The 19,310-nt window shown below is 63.3% G+C and carries 25 protein-coding genes; 10 read left to right on the top strand and 15 right to left on the bottom strand.

The window, feature by feature from the left end; genetic code table 11:
• Window positions 1-22 precede the first annotated feature (22 nt).
• The 3 genes from can to C1720_RS06440 all read right to left on the bottom strand — a co-directional run bounded on the left by can (window position 23) and on the right by C1720_RS06440 (window position 2,040).
• Window positions 23-736 carry a carbonate dehydratase gene (gene can, locus C1720_RS06445; protein WP_102283629.1) on the bottom strand — a complete coding sequence of 238 codons (714 nt, stop codon included), beginning with the start codon at window positions 734-736 and terminating at the stop codon, window positions 23-25.
• A 5-nt stretch (window positions 737-741) separates the two neighbouring features.
• Window positions 742-963, bottom strand: coding sequence for a hypothetical protein (locus C1720_RS13990; RefSeq protein ID WP_199170964.1), 222 nt, complete (start codon window positions 961-963; stop codon window positions 742-744).
• 132 nt (window positions 964-1,095) lie between these two features.
• Window positions 1,096-2,040 carry a peptidoglycan DD-metalloendopeptidase family protein gene (locus C1720_RS06440; RefSeq protein ID WP_102284544.1) on the bottom strand — a complete coding sequence of 315 codons (945 nt, stop codon included), beginning with the start codon at window positions 2,038-2,040 and terminating at the stop codon, window positions 1,096-1,098.
• Here C1720_RS06440 and C1720_RS14420 point away from each other — a divergent pair.
• Window positions 2,039-2,167: a hypothetical protein gene (locus C1720_RS14420; protein WP_255397815.1), complete on the top strand. Its 129-nt coding sequence runs from the start codon at window positions 2,039-2,041 to the stop codon at window positions 2,165-2,167. The two genes, C1720_RS06440 and C1720_RS14420, sit on opposite strands and share 2 nt — an antisense overlap.
• Window positions 2,168-2,196: 29 nt before the next feature.
• On the opposite strand, the gene C1720_RS06435 is transcribed toward C1720_RS14420, so the two are convergent.
• Both C1720_RS06435 and surE read right to left on the bottom strand, forming a co-directional pair.
• On the bottom strand, window positions 2,197-2,955 hold the full coding sequence (locus C1720_RS06435; RefSeq protein WP_102283628.1) for a protein-L-isoaspartate(D-aspartate) O-methyltransferase: 759 nt from the start codon (window positions 2,953-2,955) through the stop codon (window positions 2,197-2,199).
• The gene (gene surE / locus C1720_RS06430) at window positions 2,952-3,746 is read right to left on the bottom strand and encodes a 5'/3'-nucleotidase SurE (protein ID WP_102283627.1); all 795 of its coding nucleotides are present in this window, start codon (window positions 3,744-3,746) and stop codon (window positions 2,952-2,954) included. The genes C1720_RS06435 and surE overlap by 4 nt, the downstream gene beginning before the upstream one ends.
• A 112-nt stretch (window positions 3,747-3,858) precedes the next feature.
• Here surE and C1720_RS06425 point away from each other — a divergent pair, with 112 nt between their 5' ends.
• The 7 genes from C1720_RS06425 to C1720_RS06390 all read left to right on the top strand — a co-directional run bounded on the left by C1720_RS06425 (window position 3,859) and on the right by C1720_RS06390 (window position 11,050).
• Window positions 3,859-4,818 (top strand): 5'-nucleotidase, encoded by a 960-nt coding sequence (locus tag C1720_RS06425; RefSeq protein WP_102283626.1) that lies wholly within the window; start codon window positions 3,859-3,861, stop codon window positions 4,816-4,818.
• Window positions 4,819-4,828: 10 nt separating this feature from the next.
• Complete coding sequence (locus C1720_RS06420) at window positions 4,829-5,224, top strand: EF-hand domain-containing protein (protein WP_158241654.1); 396 nt, start codon at window positions 4,829-4,831, stop codon at window positions 5,222-5,224.
• 137 nt (window positions 5,225-5,361) lie between these two features.
• Window positions 5,362-6,333, top strand: a complete 972-nt coding sequence (locus C1720_RS06415) for a Bug family tripartite tricarboxylate transporter substrate binding protein (RefSeq protein ID WP_102283624.1) — start codon at window positions 5,362-5,364, stop codon at window positions 6,331-6,333.
• A 138-nt stretch (window positions 6,334-6,471) separates the two neighbouring features.
• Entirely contained in the window at window positions 6,472-8,037 is a 1,566-nt protein-coding gene (locus C1720_RS06410; RefSeq protein ID WP_158241653.1) for a DUF945 family protein, read from the top strand.
• A gap of 643 nt (window positions 8,038-8,680) precedes the next feature.
• Window positions 8,681-9,304, top strand: coding sequence for an RNA polymerase sigma factor RpoE (gene rpoE, locus C1720_RS06400; protein ID WP_050715115.1), 624 nt, complete (start codon window positions 8,681-8,683; stop codon window positions 9,302-9,304).
• A 24-nt stretch (window positions 9,305-9,328) separates the two neighbouring features.
• Complete coding sequence (locus tag C1720_RS06395; RefSeq protein WP_199170963.1) at window positions 9,329-9,949, top strand: sigma-E factor negative regulatory protein; 621 nt, start codon at window positions 9,329-9,331, stop codon at window positions 9,947-9,949.
• Window positions 9,950-9,985: 36 nt separating this feature from the next.
• A complete protein-coding gene (locus C1720_RS06390) occupies window positions 9,986-11,050 on the top strand; it encodes a MucB/RseB C-terminal domain-containing protein (RefSeq protein ID WP_102283620.1) in 1,065 nt (354 codons plus the stop codon).
• A 122-nt stretch (window positions 11,051-11,172) separates the two neighbouring features.
• Here the strand turns inward: C1720_RS06390 and C1720_RS06385 are convergent, their stop codons facing one another.
• The gene (locus tag C1720_RS06385) at window positions 11,173-11,937 is read right to left on the bottom strand and encodes a class II glutamine amidotransferase (protein WP_102283619.1); all 765 of its coding nucleotides are present in this window, start codon (window positions 11,935-11,937) and stop codon (window positions 11,173-11,175) included.
• 104 nt (window positions 11,938-12,041) lie between these two features.
• On the opposite strand from C1720_RS06385, the gene C1720_RS06380 reads away from it, so the two are divergent.
• Window positions 12,042-12,425: a TraR/DksA family transcriptional regulator gene (locus C1720_RS06380; RefSeq protein WP_050715119.1), complete on the top strand. Its 384-nt coding sequence runs from the start codon at window positions 12,042-12,044 to the stop codon at window positions 12,423-12,425.
• A gap of 68 nt (window positions 12,426-12,493) precedes the next feature.
• Here C1720_RS06380 and C1720_RS06375 read toward each other — a convergent pair whose 3' ends face one another.
• On the bottom strand, window positions 12,494-13,267 hold the full coding sequence (locus C1720_RS06375) for a hypothetical protein (RefSeq protein WP_102283618.1): 774 nt from the start codon (window positions 13,265-13,267) through the stop codon (window positions 12,494-12,496).
• A 133-nt stretch (window positions 13,268-13,400) separates the two neighbouring features.
• On the opposite strand from C1720_RS06375, the gene C1720_RS06370 reads away from it, so the two are divergent.
• Window positions 13,401-13,856, top strand: coding sequence for a DUF2214 family protein (locus tag C1720_RS06370; protein ID WP_102283617.1), 456 nt, complete (start codon window positions 13,401-13,403; stop codon window positions 13,854-13,856).
• A 1,361-nt stretch (window positions 13,857-15,217) separates the two neighbouring features.
• On the opposite strand, the gene C1720_RS06365 is transcribed toward C1720_RS06370, so the two are convergent.
• The 8 genes from C1720_RS06365 to rplB all read right to left on the bottom strand — a co-directional run bounded on the left by C1720_RS06365 (window position 15,218) and on the right by rplB (window position 19,307).
• Window positions 15,218-15,844 (bottom strand): methylated-DNA--[protein]-cysteine S-methyltransferase, encoded by a 627-nt coding sequence (locus C1720_RS06365; protein ID WP_102283616.1) that lies wholly within the window; start codon window positions 15,842-15,844, stop codon window positions 15,218-15,220.
• A 220-nt stretch (window positions 15,845-16,064) separates the two neighbouring features.
• The gene (gene rpsQ, locus C1720_RS06360) at window positions 16,065-16,334 is read right to left on the bottom strand and encodes a 30S ribosomal protein S17 (RefSeq protein WP_102283615.1); all 270 of its coding nucleotides are present in this window, start codon (window positions 16,332-16,334) and stop codon (window positions 16,065-16,067) included.
• Window positions 16,335-16,343: 9 nt separating this feature from the next.
• On the bottom strand, window positions 16,344-16,541 hold the full coding sequence (rpmC, locus tag C1720_RS06355; RefSeq protein WP_050715123.1) for a 50S ribosomal protein L29: 198 nt from the start codon (window positions 16,539-16,541) through the stop codon (window positions 16,344-16,346).
• 19 nt (window positions 16,542-16,560) lie between these two features.
• Window positions 16,561-16,977: a 50S ribosomal protein L16 gene (rplP, locus tag C1720_RS06350; protein WP_050715124.1), complete on the bottom strand. Its 417-nt coding sequence runs from the start codon at window positions 16,975-16,977 to the stop codon at window positions 16,561-16,563.
• A 2-nt stretch (window positions 16,978-16,979) separates the two neighbouring features.
• Entirely contained in the window at window positions 16,980-17,843 is an 864-nt protein-coding gene (rpsC, locus tag C1720_RS06345) for a 30S ribosomal protein S3 (protein WP_102283614.1), read from the bottom strand.
• A gap of 12 nt (window positions 17,844-17,855) precedes the next feature.
• Complete coding sequence (gene rplV, locus C1720_RS06340; protein WP_050715126.1) at window positions 17,856-18,185, bottom strand: 50S ribosomal protein L22; 330 nt, start codon at window positions 18,183-18,185, stop codon at window positions 17,856-17,858.
• Between the two features lie 11 nt (window positions 18,186-18,196).
• Window positions 18,197-18,472: a 30S ribosomal protein S19 gene (rpsS, locus tag C1720_RS06335; RefSeq protein ID WP_082203141.1), complete on the bottom strand. Its 276-nt coding sequence runs from the start codon at window positions 18,470-18,472 to the stop codon at window positions 18,197-18,199.
• Window positions 18,473-18,482: 10 nt separating this feature from the next.
• Window positions 18,483-19,307 (bottom strand): 50S ribosomal protein L2, encoded by an 825-nt coding sequence (gene rplB / locus C1720_RS06330; RefSeq protein WP_102283613.1) that lies wholly within the window; start codon window positions 19,305-19,307, stop codon window positions 18,483-18,485.
• Between the last annotated feature and the right edge of the window lie 3 nt (window positions 19,308-19,310).

Raw genomic sequence — 19,310 nt, 5'->3', positions numbered from 1 at the left:
AACAGGTTCTCGCCGGGAATTGTTACCGTTTTTGAGGCGCGCCTTCCTGCGAAACATCAAGCGAAACGTCAAGCCTTGGCGGCCGCGCACACGGGTAGCGTTGCAGGGCGGCGCGGTAAATCTGCCCGGCGTCTTCGGCGCAGCTCATGGTCACGCCCAGGTCCTTGACCTTGCCGTCTTTCAGGCCGTAGCACCAGCCATGCACGCAAAGCGGCTGGCCGCGCTTCCAGGCGTCTCGCACCACGTTGGTCTGCGCCACGTTGAAGGCTTGCTCAATGGCGTTCATCTCGCACAGCGCATCTTCCTGCTCGTGGCGGCACAGGCTGGCCAGGCGTGCGTAGTGACGCATCTTCACGTCGCCAATGTGACGCAGCCAGTTGTCGGCCAGGCCCACGCGCTGCCCGTGCAGGGCCGCCAGCACGCCGCCGCAGCCGTAGTGGCCCACCACCATGATGTGCTCCACCTTCAGATAGTCCACCGCGTACTGGATGACCGAGAGGGCGTTGAGATCGGAGTGAACGATGACATTGCCCACATTGCGGTGCACGAACACCTCGCCCGGCGCGAGCGCCACCACCTGGTTGGCGGGCACGCGGCTGTCGGAGCAGCCAATCCACAGGTAGCGCGGGCTTTGCTGCTTGGCCAGCTGCTGGAAAAAGCCGGGCTGCTGGCGGCTCACGCCCTCGGCCCAGGCGTGATTGGCGTCAATGAGATGCTGAAGGCTGGAAGAAGTCATGGCAGTCAATCCTGCCCCAAAGTGTTGGCCTTTGCTGCCCGCTTGGGAATGCCGGAAATCCCTACTGCGGCTTGATGCCGCCCGCTTGCCATCAACCCGCACCGCAGATCCAGATTGGGCGGCAGACGGGCAAAGCCAGATTGCGCAGCGGCTCTGCAACGGTCAAACATCATCAAAAACAATAGCGAATTCAAAGGACCTAAAAATGCCTCTTGCGCAGTTTCCACTAGGACATCATGCTATGAATAAGAGAGCGAAATATCGCCATTCACCCAAGTCTGGCTGCGCCTTGGCCGCATGAAAAAGGGCGCTGCCAGCGCCCTTTGACGTCGTGAAAGAGGCCGCGCGGCCAGCGGCGCTCAGCGCGCGGGCAGGTAGCGCAGGGGATCGACCAGCTTGCCGTTGTTGCGGATTTCAAAGCGCAGCATGACGCGGCTGGCGTGGCTGTCGCCCATTTCGGCGATGCGCTGGCCTTTCTTGACAGTCTGCTTTTCCTTCACGAGCAGGGCGCGGTTGTGGGCGTAGGCGCTGATGACGGCGTCGGTGTGCTGCACGATAAGCAGATTGCCGTAGCCGCGCAGGCCCGCGCCGGCATACACGACCTTGCCGTCGGCGGCGGCCACGACGGGGTCGCCCGCCTTGCCGCCGATGAACAGGGCTTTGCCTTTTTCGCCCGCGCCGCCGCTGATGACCGCGCCGCTGGCGGGCCACATGAAGGAGACTTTCTCGTCCAGCGCGTCGGCCTGGCTGGCCGTCTGGGCCGTGGCGGCGGGCGGAGAAACCGGCGGGGGCGTCGTGGCGGCAGGCGTCACGCCCGGCGTGGTCTGCGTGGCCACGGCCACGTCGCCAGCGGCCGGGGTGGTGGTGGTGGTGGTGGTGGCGGCGGGCGGCGTGGCGCTGGCGTGCGCAGGCGCTTTGGCGGGCGGCAGAACGCGCAGAACCTGGCCGATTTCAATCACGTCCGGGTTGGGCAGCTGCTGGTTCCAGCGGATGATGTCGCGCCAGTCCTGGTTGTATTCGGCGGCAATCTTGCGCACCGTTTCGCCTGGGCGGACGGTGTGGTAGCCGGGCTTGCCCGCGTTTTCGGCGCCGGGCAGGGTGGAAGGATCGACCGTGGGGGTGGCGGGCGCGGCGGCCGCGCCCGTGCCGCCAGGCTGCGCGCTCCACGCGCCGGGCAGGGTGACGTTGGTGCCGGAAGCGCGCGGCGCGCGTGTGGTGGAGCAGCCGCTGATGGCCAGCGCGGCGGCCAGCGTCAGCGCCGCCCAGGCCCGCGTCGTGTGAGTGCTGCGTGTGAGAAGAACCATGCTGGATTTCCTTTGTTCGGTGGGGCCGCCTGCCGCCGCCTGCATGGGGCGGGGCAGCCTGGCGGGGGCTGAAGCGCCTTCCGCCGGGCGTGGCCCGCGCCTGAACGCCTGCCCGGCGTTTTTGTGAAGGCGCGTTGCCAGACTGTGAAAATTTTCTCAGGAAATGCCGGATTTTAGGGGCACGAAGTGCACGGGTTCGAGCACGGCGTGCGTCAGCCCCTGGCGGGTTTTCTCGATGACGACGAGCGCCTGCCCGCCGTCGCCGCGCACGTCCACCGGCGCGACGATGCGCCCGCCCACGGCCAGCTGCTCGACCCAGGCGGGGGGCACGGCGGCGCCGCTGGCGGCGGCGATGATGCCGGCGTAGGGCGCGCCGCTGGGAAAGCCTTCCATGCCGTCGCCCAGAATGAGGTGCACGTTGCTCACGCGCAAGGGGCGCAGGGTTTCGCGCACTTTCTCGTGCAGGCCGCGCAGACGCTCCATGCTGTAGACCTCGTCGGCCACGTGCGAGAGAACGACGGCCTGATAGCCACAGCCGGTGCCGATGTCCAGCACGCGGCCCAGCTTGCCGGTTGCGGGGTCGGTCAGGCCGCCGCGCAGCAGCGCCACCATGCGCGCCACCACGCTGGGTTTGGAGATGGTCTGCCCCAGGCCAATGGGCAGGGCCGTGTCTTCATAGGCGCGGCGCGCCAGCGCGGCTTCCACGAAGCGGCGGCGGTCCACCGCGCCCAGCGCGCGCAGCACCTGGGCGTCGCGCAGGCCCTGCGCCGCAAGCTGGCGCAGCATGTGGGCGCGGGCGGGGATAGGGTCGTTGAAATCGCCTTCGGCGGGCGCGCGCGCCTGGGCTTGCAGGGCGGGCACGATGCGCCCTGAACGGCCCTGGCCCGGCGGCGGGCGGCGCGGCGGCGCGCTCATGGCCGCTCCGGCCCCTTTCCGGTGAGCGTGCCCGCCAGGCCCTGGTGCCAGTAGGCCAGCCGATCGTGGTCGGTCAAATCCACTTGCAGCGGCGTGAGCGAGACGCAGCCAGACGCCGTGGCGTGAAAGTCGGTGCCTTCGGCGGCGTCCAGCGCGGGGCCTGCGCCGCCTATCCAGTACATCGTGTCGCCGTGCGGGCTGACTTGCACGCAGGCTTTTTCAGCGGCGTGGCGGCGGCCCAGGCGGCAGACTTTCACGCGCCCCAGCTGCGCCAGCGGCAGGTTGGGAATGTTGATGTTGAGCAGCCAGGGCTGGCCGCCGGCGCCCTCGCCCACCCGCCCAGCGGCCACGCCCAGCACGATGTCGCGCGCCTTCAGCGCGGCGTCTTCAAGGTGCGCCCAGCCCTTTTGCACTTGCGAGAAGGCGATGGCCGGAATGCCGAACAGATAGCCCTCCATCGCCGCGCCCACGGTGCCTGAATACAGCGTGTCGTCGCCCATGTTGGCGCCGTTGTTGATGCCGGAGACGACCAGATCGGGCCGGTAGCCCAGCAGCCCCGTCAGCGCCAGGTGCACGCAGTCGGCGGGCGTGCCGCTCACGTAGCGAAAGCCGTTTGCTGCCTCGTGCACGAACAGCGGCGCGTGCAGCGTGAGCGCGTTGGACTTGGCGCTGTTGTTGCGCTCCGGCGCCACCACTTCCACCTGCACGCCGGGTGCGGCCGCCAGCGCGGCATGCAGCGCGCAGATGCCGGGGGCCTGATAGCCATCGTCGTTGCAGAGCAGAATCTTCATGAGCGGGAGCCTGGAGTGCAACGGATTGTATTGGGCGGGTACATTTGCTCCTCCTGCTTTTGCCTCTTGCTTTTTTCGCTCCGCCCCGCTTCGCGCCTCGCTTCGCCCGCCCATGCCCGCCAGCCTGCAAGACCAGCTCGTCGTCGCCATTTCCTCGCGCGCGCTGTTTGACTTCGAGGAAGAAAACCACTTGTTTGAAACGGGCGACGCCGCCGCCTACATGCGGTTGCAGCTCGACCGGCTGGACGCGCCCGCGCGCCCCGGCGTGGCCTTCGCGCTGGTGAAAAAGCTGCTGGCCTTCAACACGCTGGAGCGCAAGCGGGTGGAAGTGGTCATGCTCTCGCGCAACGACCCTGTCAGCGGCATGCGCGCCTTCCGCAGCGCCGCCGCCAATGGCGTTGCGCTGGAGAGGGGCGTGTTCACGCAGGGGCGCGCGCCCTTTGGCTACCTGCGGCCGCTGGGCGCGCATCTGTTTCTCTCGGCCAACGAGGCCGATGTGAAGCAGGCGCTGGCGCTGGGCTTTCCGGCCGCCCGCGTGCTCACCGAATCGGCCCCCGCCAGCGAAGCCCATCCTGATGAAGTGCGCATCGCCTTTGACGGCGACGCCGTGCTGTTTTCCGACGAAGCCGAGCGCATCTACCAAAGCGGGGGCATCGCCGCCTTCCACACGCACGAGCGCGAAAAGGCCCGCCAGCCCCTGCCGCCCGGCCCTTTCAAGCCTTTGCTGGACGCGCTCAACCGCCTGCAAAACGCTGGCGGCGGCGATGGCAGCGATGGCGGCGCGCCGAAGATGCGCCTGCGCACCGCGCTCGTCACCGCCCGCAGCGCCCCCGCGCACGAGCGCGCCATTCAAACGCTGATGGCCTGGCGCATTGCCGTGGACGAAGCCATGTTCCTCGGCGGCCTGCCCAAAGGCGGTTTTCTGCGCGAATTCGCGCCCGATTTCTTTTTTGACGACCAGACCGGCCACACCGAACACGCCGCCCGCCACGTGCCCGCCGGCCATGTGGCCGCCGGCGTGGCCAACGAGCCGCCCGCCCGCAGCCAGGGCGCAAAGCCGCCAACGGCATGATTGCGCCTCCATGAAAACACCCGCCCTGCCCGCTGGCCTGCTGGCGCTGCTGCTGGCCCTGCCTTGCGCTGCCGCCGATGCGCCCGCTGCTGAAACATCTGCCGGAAAACCCGCCGAAGAACCCGGCCAGGGCGAGAAACAGGCCCGCGTCTGGTTCGACATGCTCGACACCAACCACGATGGCCGCCTGGAATGGAAGGAAGTGCGCTTCGTGCCCTGGAAGCCCCTGCGCTCGGAATTCCACACCGCCGACACCAATGGCGACGGCTTTCTCACCCCTGACGAAATCCGCGTGCTCGCCAAGCGCCGCGTGCAGGAGCGCCGCGCCAGAAAAGCCCGCGAAGCGCAGGAAAAAGCCGAAAAACTGGCGCGCGAGCAGGCCCGCGCGCAGGACGCCAAGCCATGAACAGAACGGTTTCTTTGCTCCTTGTTTCATAGCGCACTGCGCAGATTCCACTAGGACCTCAGCCGTTTCGATGGGCCTGAATTTGCCTCACTATCAATAGCAAAAGCGTTTTGACTCCCATGCCAACCACCCACAAAATGCAACGCCGCTCCCTCCTGCTGGCCGCCCTGGCCGCCGCCGCGCCGCGCGCGCAGGCCGCCGATGCTCCGGCCGCAAGCTGGCCCGTGCAGCCCGTCAAGCTCATGGTCGGCTTTCCCGGCGGCTCCTCGCCCGATCTGACGGCGCGCGCGCTGGCCGAGCCGCTGGCCGCCGCGCTGGGGCAGCCCGTGATCGTTGAAAACAAGCCCGGCGCGGGCGGCAACATCGCCGCCGCGCAAGTCGCCCGCGCCGCCGACGGGCACACGCTGGGCATCGCCATCAACGGCAACCTCACCACCGCCCCGCTGCTGTACCGCAAGCTCGCCTACAACCCGGCTAAAGACCTGGCCCCCATCAGCCTGCTGACCACCGCCCCCGCCGTGCTCGTGGCCCCGGCCGGCCTGCCCGGCGGCAAGGAATTTCTGCAAAAGGCCCGCCAGGAAGGCGAGCGCTGGAACTACGGCTCCGTGGGCACAGGCTCCATCGCCCACCTGGGCGTGGAACTCATCAAGGCCCGCCTGCCCGGCTTCAACCCCCTGCACGTGCCCTACAACGGGCAGCCCGCCGTCATCACCGCCCTGATCGGTGGGCAAATTCAGATGGGGCTGATGGCCCCCGGCGTCGCCATGCCGCACGTGGCCGAAGGGCGGCTGCGCGCCATTGGCCTGACCACCGCCAGCCGCAGCCCCCTGGCCCCCGGCGTGCCCGCGCTCGCCGAGCTGGGCGTGCCCGATTACGACTTGCAGGTGTGGAACGCCCTCATCGCCCCCGCCGGCCTGCCCGCCGCCGCGCGGCAAAAGCTGGCGCAGGCCGTAGCCGCCGTCATGCAGGCCCAGCCGCTGCGCCAGCGCCTGCTCGCCCTGGGCTGGCAGCCCGTTGGCTCCAGCCCCGAAGAGCTGCGCCAGCACATCGGCAAAGAGGCCGAAGCGCTCGGCCAGATCGTGCGCACCCTGGGCCTGCGGCTAGACTGAAGCGCCCCATGCCCGCTGCCACTGCGCTTTTGATAGCTGCCCGCGCCCAATCCACGGGCGCTGGCGGCGTTTTTCATGATTTTTCGCGGCCCTGACAATCCGCCGCCTTCCTTTTTCAAACGCCACGCCATCATCAACATGAGCAAACTCACCAAAATCGCGGCCGCCGCCGCCGTCATCGCCGCCGCTGGCTACGCCGGCGCCAGCTGGTGGATGGGCCAGCAGGCCGAGCACCACACCGACCAGGCCCTGAACTGGGTGAAAGACAAGCTGGGCGAGCACGCCGTGGTGCAAAGCAATTACCAGCGCGGCCTGTTCAGCGACGAAAACACCATCGTCGTGGAACTCAAACGCCCGCCCAAGGCGGCCCAGAGCGCCGCCGCAAAAGCTGGCGAAGGCCATGAAAGCCAGGCCGAAAGCAGCCGCGAAAGCCAGGCGGACAGCAGCGCGCCGCTGCCGCCCGTGCGCTTTCACATCAGCCAGCACGTCAGCCACGGCGCGCTGGGCGTGACCACGCGCCTGAAGCTGGCCAAGGTGGAGGGCCTGCCCGATGAAGTGCGCCAGGCCTTCGCCCAGGCCGAGCCGCCCGAAGTCACGCTCCACCGCCCGCTGGCGGGCGACATGACGGCGCAGCTGCTGCTGCCCGCCGGCCGCTTCGCCGTGCAACAGCCCGGCCAGCCCGGCCAGCCCGGCCAGCCCGCCAGCCAGGCGAGCTGGCAGCCCCTGACTTACGACCTGCGCCTGAGCCAGGACCGCCAGCGCCTGTCCGGCCAGGTGGACTTCAAAGGCATGGAAATGACCTTCGCCCCCGCCGCCAAGGCATCTGAAGCCGCGCCCGAAACAGCGCCAGAACCCGCGCCTGAAGCCGCCAAAGCCGCGCCCGGCCCCGGCGCCCAGCCCGCGCTGCAAATGCGCGTGGGCGGCATGCAAGGCCAGTTCAGCGCCGACATCGGCTCCGGCCTGTGGCTGCTGGCCCCCGGCCAGCAAGAGGGCCGCGTTGCCAGCATGCAGGCCAGCATGGGTGGCAAGGACCTTTTCCGCTTCGACCAGCTCACCTACAAAGTGGACACCAGCCGCCAGGGCGACGCCATCAGCTCCCACGGCCACTACGCCACCGCAGGCGAAATCGGCGGCGTGGCGCTGCAAGCGCTGAACTACGACGTCAAGCTCGACAAGATCAACGCCGCCGCCCTGCTGCAAGCCCAGCAGATGCTGGCGCGCGCGTGGGGCGCGCTCACCGACAAGAGCCTGCAAGGCGAAGAGCGCCAGGCCGCGCTGCAAGCCATGCAAGAGCAGTTCAAGGGCGAAACCGAGGCGCTGCTGCAAGAGCTGCTCGCCGGCGAGCCAGCCGTGCAGGTGCGCTACGGCGCCACCATCGACCAGCAGGCCGGCTCGCTTGAATACAGCGTGGCCCTGGCCGCCGCCGACGCGCAGGCCAAGGAATCGCCCATCCAGCTGCCCGCGATGTTCAAGCTGATGCAGCGCGCCAGCATCAAGGCCAGCCTTCACATCCCGCGCGCCTGGAGCGCCGTCGTCGCCAAAATGGCTGGCGACCCCCGCGTCAGCGCCGAATCGCTGGAGCAAATGGCCGACGGCTTTGCCGCCCAGGGCTTCGTGAAAAACGAAAACGGCGCCTGGAGCGCCAACTTTGAAGTCGAACCCGGCGGCAAGATGCTGCTCAACGGCCAGCCCCTGATGCGCTGAAAACGGGCCGCAACACATCAAAATCAGGAGCGAATTCGAGGAGCATGGAATGCCGCTTTGCGCAGTCTCTACTAAGACCTCTTGCTATGGATACAAGAGCGAAAGAATCATGCCTCTGATGCGCCCCTTCCCACCTTCCGGCCCGCTCCTTCTCCGCAAGAAAAGGCTGCGGGCCAGCGCCCAAAGCTGACCGCCGCCATGCGCACGCCCCCTGCCCTGGCCCACCCCGCTGGCCGCGCCAGCTGGCTGGCGGCGCTGCTGCTGGCGCTGTGGCTGCCTGCGCTGCTGGCCACGCTGGCGGCGGCCTTGAGCGGCAGCGCCCGCACCGGCGCGTGGCTGGCCGCGCCCTGGCTGGCGCTGGCGCTGATAGGCGGCGGGCTGTGGCGCTTTTGGCGGCAGCAGACGCCGCGCGAGCTGGCGTTTGACGGGCAGGGCTGGCTGCTGCGCGAGCCGGGCCGCCCTGGCCAGGCCGTCTCACGCGTTCAGGTGGCGCTGGACGGCCAGCGCTTTTTGCTGCTGCGGCTGGAGCGCGCGGGCGCGCCGCCCCTTTGGCTGTGCCTGCGGCGCGGCGCGGGCAGCGCCGCCGCTGCCGCATGGCGCCTGCTGCGCTGCGCGCTATATTCGCCCGCCCNNGCCCGCCCCCGTGCCTGAATCCGCCCCTTCCCCCGACGACAGCGACGCCGCTTTGGTCGCGCGCGCCGTGCAGGGCCAAACGCGCGCTTACGAGCTGCTGGTCATCAAGTACCAGCGCCGCATCGAGCGCCTGATTGGCCGCATGGTGCGCGATGTGGATCTGGTGCAGGACATCGCGCAAGAAACCTTCATCAACGCCTGGCGCGCGCTGCCGCAGTTCCGGGGCGAGGCGCAGTTCTACACGTGGCTCTACCGCATTGCCGTCAATACCGCCAAGCGCGCGCTGCTGGGCCTCAAGCGCGATCCGCTCATCACGCAAGCGGCCTTGAAGGGCCAGGGCGACGACGATGAAAATTTCCGCCCCGACGCGGAACCTATTTCGGACAGCACGCCCGAAACCGAGCTGGCCGCGCGCGAAATCGCCGCCGCCGTCAATGAAGCCATGCAAGCGCTCTCGCCCGATTTGCGCCAGGCCATCACCCTGCGCGAAATCGAGGGCCTGAGCTACGAGGAAATCGCTGAATTGATGGCCTGCCCGATTGGCACGGTGCGCTCGCGCATCTTCCGCGCGCGCGAGGCCATTTCAGCCAGAGTCAAGCCGCTTTTGAGCCATCAGGGCGGCAAGCGCTGGTAAGCCGCAACCATGACCGACGCTCCCATGACCGACCCCCGCCAAACCCTTTGCGACTTGATGGACGGCCGCCTGCAAGGCGAGCCGCTGCATCAGGCCATTTCCCAGGCTTGCGCCAGCGACTCAAGCGGCGATGCGGCCCGCGCCGACTGGCACGCCTGGCATGTGGCGGGCGATGTGCTGCGCTCGGCCGACCTGGCTGCCTGCCGCCACGGCGCAGCCTTCACCGCCCGCGTGATGCAGCGCATTGGCCAGGAAGCTCAGCCGCCCATTGCCGCCACGGCCCTGCCGCCCGCGCAGCCAGCGGCCAATGACCGCCGCTGGAAGCTGGCGGCGGGCCTGGCTTCGTTTGCCGCCGCAGCCGCCATCGGCTGGAACTTCTGGAGCCTGTCCGGCAGCGCCGCCGGCCCCCAACTGGCGCAAACCGCGCCTGCGACACAAGTTGCCGCACAAGCTGCCGCCCCTGTTGAGGCTGCCGCCCCGGCCGCCTACGCCGTCGGCACGCCGCAAGGCGCCATGCTGCGCGACAGCCGCCTGGACGAGTTTCTGGCCGCCCATCGCCAGGCCGCTGGCGCCTCAGCACTGGGGCAGACGCAAGGCTTTTTGCGCAACGCCACCTTTGTGGATGGCAGCGCGGCAGGCCGCTGACTTCCGGCAGGCCGCCTGAACACTTCCGACACCGGCATGACCCGCAACGCCTGCGCCGCCCTGCTTTGCCTGGCCGCCTTCAGCCCCGCGCTGGCCCAGACCCGCGCGCCCGCCGCCGCGCAGCCAGCCGCTTCGCCCGCCGTTTCCGAATCCGAAGCGCCGCCGCGCACCGTGGCCCAGTGGCTGGCGCGCCTGCAACGCGCCTCGCGCGTGCCGGCCTACAGCGGCACTTTTGTCGTTTCCGCGCCTGAAGGCGTGCTCTCCAGCGCCCGCATCTGGCACGCCTGCCAGGGCGCGCAGGAAATCGAGCGCGTGGAAAACCTCTCCGGCCCGCCCCGCGCCACGTACCGGCGCGATGACGACATCCTCATCTTCCAGCCTGGCCAGCGCACCATCCGCGCCGAGCGGCGCGAATCCGGCAGCCTTTTCAAGGGCCAGCTGCGCCCCGGCGAAGAAGCCGAAGTCGCACGCTACTACGACGCCCGCCCCGAAGGCCAGGGCCGCGTGGCCGGGTTTGACGCCGACATCGTGCGCCTGGCCGCGCAAGACGGCTGGCGCTATGGCTACCGCATCTGGAGCGAGCGGCGCACCGGCCTGGTCATCAAGATGCAAACGCTGGACGCCGCAGGCCGCGTGCTGGAGCAGTCGGCCTTTTCAGAGCTGCAATTCAGCTCCCCGCTGGAGGCGGACAAGCTCGCGCAAATGATGGATGACACCCAGGGCTGGCACATTGAAAAGGCAGGCCACGCCCCCACCCGCGCCGACAGCGAAGGCTGGACGCTTGCCAGCCCCGTGCCGGGCTTTCGGCCCCGCCAGTGCTACCAGCACGGCGGCGCATCAAACGCTTCCGGCGCAGGCGGCGTGGTGCAGTGGATTTTTTCCGACGGCCTGGCCACCGTTTCCCTTTTTCTGGAACCCTACGACGCCCGCCGCCACACGCGCGGCGGCCTGCTTGCGATGGGCGCAACCCACAGCCTGATGCTGCGCCTGCCCGCGCCAGCCAGCGGCTGGTGGCTGACCGCCGTGGGCGAAGTGCCCCCGCAAACCCTGCAAGCCTTCGCCCAGGCGCTCAGGCGCATGGACGCCAAAGCCGGCGAATAGAAAGCGCCGTTTGGAAAGCGCCGTTTGCGCCTTCACTCTCAAAAAGATAGCTGCCTGCGCCCATTCCACGGGCGCTTCAGGGCGGTTTGATGCCTGAAGCCGGATGCCTCAAGAGGCTCTTTTCACGCCACAGGCGCGCCGTCCACGAACACTTTCAGCTCGCCGGGCGCAAAGGGCGTCCACTGCTCGTTGGATGTGAGCGGCGTGGTGGCAACCACGGCCACGCGGTCGCTGGGGGTGGTGTGCTCTGCGAAATTGACGCAAAGGTCTTCATCAGCCAGCCGCGCGTTTGAAAACGGGTGCTGACGCACCACGTAGCACAGCTTGGTGGAAGCATGCGCCCAAAGCGCCTGGCCATTGGACAGCAGCATGTTGAAAGTGCCATGCGAGGCAATCTGCGGCGTCAGCTCACGCAAAGTGCGGGTGAGTTCCTCCACGGGCGGCACGCTGGCATGCGCCTTGGCCAGCTCCTGCATCAGCCAGCAAAAGGCGCTCTCGCTGTCGGTATCGCCCACAGGGTGAAAATGGCCGTGCAGGCGCGGCGCGTAGTCCTTGAGATCGCCATTGTGGGCAAACACCCAGTAACGCCCCCACAGCTCACGCACGAAGGGGTGGCAGTTCTCCAGCCGCACATCGCCCACGGTGGCCTTGCGAATGTGGGAAATGACGTTCCTGCTTTTGATGGGGTAGCGCCGGATCAGCTCGGCCACGGGCGAAGAGCAGGCCGCGCTGCTGTCAATGAAAAGGCGCGCGCCCCGCCCCTCAAAAAAGGCAATGCCCCAGCCATCGGCATGATGGTCGGTGCGCCCGCCGCGCTGCGCAAAGCCGGCGAAGCTGAAGGTGACATCGGTCGGGGTATTGCAATTCATGCCGAGCAGCTGGCACATGGCGGGTGTCTTTCAGGCTTTCTTGTTCTGGAATGCGCGATGGCACAGATGAGGAATGCTATTCTGTGCCAGCGACACATTTTTTTGCAGGAGAAGCTCGCATCATGACCCCGAAACTGACCCCCGCCCAACGCGCCGAATTAAAAGAACTGCTGCTGGAGCGCCGCCGTGACCTGCAAGCGCAAATGGCGCAAAACCGCGAGAACCTGGCACCCGCCGTCAATCACGCTGGCAGCGTTTCGCAAGACGAAAGCGCGCGCCTGAGCAACCAGACCCGCGAAGTCGATGCCACGCTGACGGCGCTGGACGCGGCCGACCTGGCCCGCATTGATCGCGCGCTGGAGCTGATTGAAACCGGCGAATACGGCGAATGCGAGGAATGCGGCTGCAATATTCCCTTCGAGCGCTTGAAGGTGGAGCCAATGACCCAGCATTGCGTCCAATGCAAATCACGCTGGGAGCAAAAACAGCGCGCGGCGCGTGCCTGATTGCAGCAAAAAGCCCCCTGGCGCACCGGGCGCCAGGGGGCTTTTTGCTGCATGGACGGCCGGGGAATTCACTCCAGCGGATCCCGGATGGCTCCCACGACCATCCAGCAGGCAGACAGCCAGATGGGCGCTGACTGCATCAGCGCTGAAAACACGCCATCCGAGCGGCTCCAGTACATACCCCAAAGCAACATCAGCGCCGATGCAGCCGCATGCACGTAAATAGCCAGGCGGCGGTTATTCCACAGCAGCTTGCCTGCCACTGCGCACAGCACGCCCCCCAAAAGGTAATAGCCGCCAATGCCCCGGTAATGGCTGCCTGCCAGTATGGTGACCAAACCGGCCAACACGACCAGCCCGCCCCAGCCCATCAGCACCATGCCCACCAGCCGCGGCGGCCCTTCAGTGCGGCGGCGTGCGTCTTCCTGCTGACCCAGCAAGTGCAGGCGCTCCAGCATGGCGTCATGTTCATGAAGCGGCTCGTTCTGTGCCGCTGGCACGGCAGGCATGGGCGGTACCGCAGCTCGCGAAAGAGGCATGGCGGCTGGCGACGGCTGCGGCGCGCTGCTTTGCAATGAAGCTGGCTGCGTAGCCGGCTGGGCCAAAAGCGCGGAAAAATCCGTGACCGGCGCGAATCCCGAAGAAGCTGAAGGCTGCGCTGGTGCGCCGCTGCGGGCGCGGCTGGCGGCTTCAGGCGCGGCGCCCGCCGACATCGCCCTCATGCGCGCCTCCAATTCGGCGCGCGCGCGCCGGCTCCCTTTATCAGCCAGCATCTTGAGCTGGGCCAAATTGAGCGTGCGCACATCAATTTGCGGCTTGGCGTGGTGTTTGTCGTCAGGCATGGAGAAACTCTTGCGGCAATAGCGGCAGAAACAGACAGACCGCGCATGATCGCACAGTGTCCATGCCGTCCATGCGGGCAGGCGCGCCAGCCGTCAGCTTCTGCCGCGCCCGCTGCCACAATCGCGCGCCATCATGCTGCTCGAATCCATTCTTGCCTATTGCCATATTCTGGCCTTTCTGAGCCTGACCGTTTTCATCGCCAGCCAGGCGGCGCTGTGCCGCAGCGACTGGGCCAACGCCGCCGCCATCCGCAGACTGGCCGTGCTGGACCGCTGGGTCGTCATCTTTGCCGTCACCGTATTGCTCAGCGGACTGGCGCGAGTGCAGTTCAGCGTCAAAAGCGCCCAGTGGCTCTGGGGGCAGCCGCTCCTGCACATCAAGATCACGCTGTTCGCCATCATGGTCGGCTTGGGAATATTCGTGCACCGTGACATTCGCCGCTGGCAGCGCAATCTGGACGCCAAAGGCATCTTGCCCGATGCCGCCGCGCTCAACCGCACGCGCCGGCTGGTGATGGTGGAAGCACACGTGATGACGCTCATCCCCATCGCCGCCGTCATGCTGGCGCGCGGCGTATGGGTGCGTTAAAACACGGCGCGCCAGCTCCAGTATTCAACCCGCTCGCCAAGCCGTCCTCACTTGACAACGCCAGCGCCGTCTCATTTGGATCCGCCATTCGCGTCACAAATAAGCTGGATATGTTTAAAGCGCCTCTATTCAGAAAATGATTGCCTCACGCCTTTCAAAATCAGCAAGGCGTAAATCGAAAAAGCGTTTCACCCATTGATCTTGAATTTAACGGCCCATGATTCTGTCTCATTGCATGCCTATCCGCGCGCAGCAGCGCCGATACACGCAAGCGCATTCGCCAAACTAAAAGTCTATTCGTCGCTTGCCCTGCCTGCGAGAGAAGTGATCGAATCGGAATAGCCAAACCTGAGCCAGGGGCGAAGCAGCACTTCTAGCTTCTTTATTCATAGCACGATGTCCTAGTGTAATGTGCGCAAGAATAAGTTTCACCTCCCTTGAATTTGCTCCTATTTTTAATACCTCAAGACGAACTGGGCAAGCCAGGAGCAGCTCGAAAGACCCTCCCGTTCATTCCGCACCCGCCCACAGCGAGCGAAGCGCGCCTGCCTCTTGCTCCAGACAAACCGCATTCCGGTTTTGAAAGCCTCGCAGACTGCAAAGCCCATTTTTGGCTTTCTCAAGCACAAGCAGTTGGGTTTTTTTGAAAATGGACATATCCACTGTGCGACGATGCAAAAGTATTAAGCGCAAAACAGTAGAAATTTATAACCCTGCCTTGATCCTGCAAAGCCTGGCGATACAGGGCGAAAGAGTGCGAACCGCCGTCTATCCATCGAGGCCGTGTAATAAACAATACGTACCAGCAACGCCGCAGCGTAAGTTCAGACGCGGCCGCGATTGAATCAAGACCGATGTGCTTCACACGGGCATCTGCGATGTGGCAAGCGGCAAGCCCGATAGGAATACGCCATGACGAATACCACAAGCATGAAAGCTTGCTGCCACAGACAAGCACAAAAGAGCGGCCCGAAATCAGCCTATAGGGCGCTCGCGTATTGATGGCCTCGCGTTTGGAACGTAGCTTGCCCAACAAAGCGCGATGCCACCGGGCTGATTCAAGCGCTTGAGGCGAGAAGGCGAAAGCGATGCTCTCGCAGATGGCCCGGCCGCTGCATACAACTGTCAATCGCCGAACGCATGGACAGCAGGCGTTATCCAATCAAAAACTTCTTTGGCGAGATCAAGCGCCTTGCCATGTGCAGCGACAAGGGGCAGTAGCGGCTTTGCCGCTGTTATTCACCCGGCTGGCTGCAATTAATTTCCACTAATTATCAAGTTACTTCCCAATGACATTGAATGTCTTTAACTCCACCAAGCTCTCCATATATCTAACCATGCACCGTCTGGCCAGACAAACTTCAGCTGTATGGTGGTAATTTCAGCCAATCGCATCCATCGTTCTCTTGCCAATCAAATTTTTTCGTCTGCCCTCCTGGAGGCAAGGGTCTTAAATGACGAGGTAATTCGTCATTCACAAAATGCTCCATTGCCCAGCCCTCCACGCGCAACAGCGCCGCCTTTCTGGACAGTCCCCCTGAATAACCCGTCAACGAACCATTCCCTCCCAGAACCCGATGACAGGGAACAATGATGCTGATGGGATTGGCTCCCACCGCCGCCCCAACCGCACGCACCGCCCCGGAACGCCCAATAACGGCAGCTATCTGCCCATAACTACAGGAAGAGCCAAATGGAATGCCTATCAAAGCGCGCCAAACGGCTTGTTGAAAAGGCGTTCCGGCGGACAAGTCCAGAGGCACGTCAAAGCTATTTCGCTTCCCTGCTAAAAAATCATTGATTTCGCACATTGCCTGCGCCAGCACCTCGTGATCAGACCGCTCCTCTCCCCAGCCTCTGATATCGGGGCAGTCCTTTTGCCCCTGCACAAACCATGCGCCAGACAGACCCTGCACAGAAGCGGCCAGGCGCATCATGCCTAACGAGGTTTCGAATGACAAATGAGCAACTGGTTGGTGCATTTTCATGGCGCAAAAATCATGAAATTCAAATTAACAAGATCTGCCCTCATCAAGCAAGATATCGGTCGCAGCAGCAAAGCCATTAATCAACCCATCTTTGGCCATCCAGCGACATCAATCAGATACATACAAAGTGAGCATCCAGAGCCTATCCAGCGGGCAAAATAAAACCCGCGCGAAGCGCGGGTTTTATAAAACACCTTTTCTCAAAGGTTATCAGGCCACATCAAACCACAGAGGCTTTCTGCACCAAACGAGTAGCCACCCAATTCTTCGTTTTTGAAATGGGACGGCTCTCCGTGATTTCTACCACATCGCCCAGCTTGTACTCACCTTTCTCATCATGAGCATGATACTTGCTGGATTTGACCACAATCTTATCGTAAATCGGATGTTTCACCCGTCGCTCAATAAGCACCGTCACAGTTTTGGCACGCTTGTCACTGACCACTTTACCAACGAGGGTGCGCTTGAGGGATCTTTTTTCTTCCGTCATCTCACTTCCTTATTTGGCTGCAGCCTTCTTTTCGGCAAGAATAGTTTTCGCCCGTGCAATAGCACGGCGCGTCATACGCAATTGACTGGTATTGTTCAATTGCTGGGTCGCTTTCTGCATGCGCAAGTTAAAATGCGCCTTCTGCAATTCCTTGACCTCTGCTTTTAGCGCAGCTTCGTCCTTCTGGCGCAGTTCTTTGGCGTTCATCTGCTTAGTCCTTTCTGGATTACTGACCAATCATGCGGGTCACAAAAGTTGTCCGCAGCGGCAACTTGGCAGCAGCCAGAGCAAAAGCTTCCCGTGCCAGCACCTCGGGAACACCGACAATTTCATAGAGCACCTTACCTGGCTGAATCTCAGCCACATAGTACTCAGGGTTGCCTTTGCCATTACCCATGCGAACTTCTGCAGGCTTGGTAGAAATTGGCTTGTCTGGAAACACACGAATCCAAATACGGCCACCTCGCTTGACATGACGCGTGATGGCACGACGCGCAGCTTCAATCTGCCGGGCCGTCAGTCGACCGCGATCAGTTGATTTCAGTCCAAATTCACCAAAAGCGACAGTATTTCCACGAGTCGCCAGACCGGTATTCCGGCCCTTCTGTTCCTTGCGATATTTTCTGCGTGCAGGTTGCAGCATATTTATTCTCCTTGAGCGCCGTCCGCTGCTGCAGCGGGCGCGGCGACTTGACGAACGCGCTTAACGGCTAATTTGGCATCACCTCCTGTTGCTTCCGCTGGTTTATCGCTGCCATCAACAGGAGCGGCATTTGCAACAGTCCGGTCACGACGAGAAGCACCCCGCCGAGCAGAGCGCGGACCGCGGCGCTCATCTCCCTCGGGACGAGGTGTGCTATCCAGTGAGGGAACATCGCTGCGTCCCAGCGTATCCCCTTTGTAGACCCACACCTTGACGCCGATAACGCCATATGTCGTCTTGGCTTCGCTAAAACCATAGTCAATATCGGCGCGCAAAGTATGAAGCGGCACGCGACCTTCCCGATACCATTCGGTACGGGCAATCTCAATACCATTCAAGCGGCCAGAAGACATAATCTTGATGCCCTGAGCGCCAAGACGCATCGCATTCTGCATGGCGCGCTTCATGGCCCGGCGGAACATGATGCGCTTTTCAAGCTGCTGCGTAATGCTGTCGGCAATCAACTGGGCATCCACTTCAGGCTTGCGAACTTCTTCGATATTAACCGCGACCGGCACTCCCAGCTTCTCGGCCAGATCCTTCTTGAGCTTTTCAATATCTTCGCCTTTGCGACCAATCACCACGCCCGGACGAGCAGAATAAATGGTAATGCGCGCGCTTTTAGCAGGCCGCTCAATCAAAACGCGAGAAACAGCTGCATTTTTCAGCTTCGCTTTCAGGTACTCTCGCACCTTCACATCTTCCGCCAGCATACCAGCGAAATCACGGTTGTTGGCATACCAGCGACTCGCCCAGTTATGGCTGACCGCAAGGCGAAAACCAGTAGGATGAATTTTCTGTCCCATGAATACCGCCTTTCAATAACCAACCGTCACGTACACATGGCACGTCGGTTTGCTGATACGGTTGCCACGACCTTTGGCGCGAGCCGTGAAGCGCTTGAGGGTTGTGCCCTGTTCAATATAAATTGAGGTAACACGCAGCTCATCAATATCAGCAGAGTCATTATGTTCGGCATTGGCAACCGCCGACTCCAGCACTTTCTTGACAATAACTGCGGCTTTCTTGGGCGTGAATGCAAGAATGTTGAGCGCCTGCTCCACTTTCTTGCCGCGAATCAGATCAGCCACAAGGCGTCCCTTGTCAGCAGAGAGACGCACGCCACGTAGGACTGCACGAGTTTCCATTGGTCAGATCCTTATTTCTTGGCTTTTTTGTCCGCCGCATGCCCCTTAAAGGTACGCGTCAGTGCAAATTCACCGAGCTTGTGACCCACCATTTGGTCAGTCACGTAAACTGGCACATGTTGCTTTCCATTGTGGACAGCGATCGTCAAACCGATAAATTCAGGCAAGATCATCGAGCGGCGCGACCACGTTTTAATGGGCCTTTTATCTTTTGATGCTGCGGCCTTATCAACTTTGGCCAACAGATGATGGTCAACAAACGGACCCTTTTTGAGAGAACGAGTCATTTGCTACCTCTTATTTTTTACGACGCGACACAATCATATTTTGAGTGCGCTTGTTGTTGCGAGTGCGATAACCTTTGGTCAAATTACCCCACGGATCAACCGGAGCACGCCCCTCACCCGTACGGCCTTCACCACCGCCATGCGGGTGATCAATCGGATTCATAACGACGCCGCGCACCGTCGGGCGAATCCCCATCCAGCGCTTAACACCTGCTTTGCCATACTGACGCAAACTGTGCTCTTCGTTAGCAACTTCGCCAATCGTAGCCCGGCATTCAATATGGATTTTTCGGACCTCTCCAGATCGCATCCTGACTTGGGCATAGACCCCTTCACGAGCCAACAGCGTTGCAGAAGCTCCAGCAGATCGGGCAATTTGCGCACCGGCACCTGGTTTCAATTCTATACAGTGAATTGTGGAACCCACAGGGATATTGCGAATTGGCAACGCATTGCCGACACGAATTGGAGATTCAGATCCGCTCAGCAGCTGCGCACCTGGCTCTACTCCACGCGGCGCAATGATATAGCGGCGCTCACCATCCGCATAACACACCAAAGCAATATGAGCCGAGCGATTAGGGTCATATTCGATACGTTCAACTTTTGCAGGGATTCCATCTTTATCGCGACGAAAATCCACGATTCGATAATGATGACGATGTCCGCCGCCCCTGTGACGCGTCGTGATATGACCATTATTATTGCGACCCGCTTTCTGGGACTGTGCTTCTAGCAGAGGAGCATAAGCCGCCCCTTTATAAAGATGATCACGCGTCACCTTCACCGCAGCACGGCGGCCGGGTGAGGTCGGTTTCATTTTAATGACAGCCATAAA

The sequence above is a fragment of the Ottowia massiliensis genome (genome assembly GCF_900240305.1).
Lineage (GTDB): Bacteria > Pseudomonadota > Gammaproteobacteria > Burkholderiales > Burkholderiaceae_C > Ottowia > Ottowia massiliensis.
This window is presented reverse-complemented; position numbering and strand designations above follow the sequence as displayed.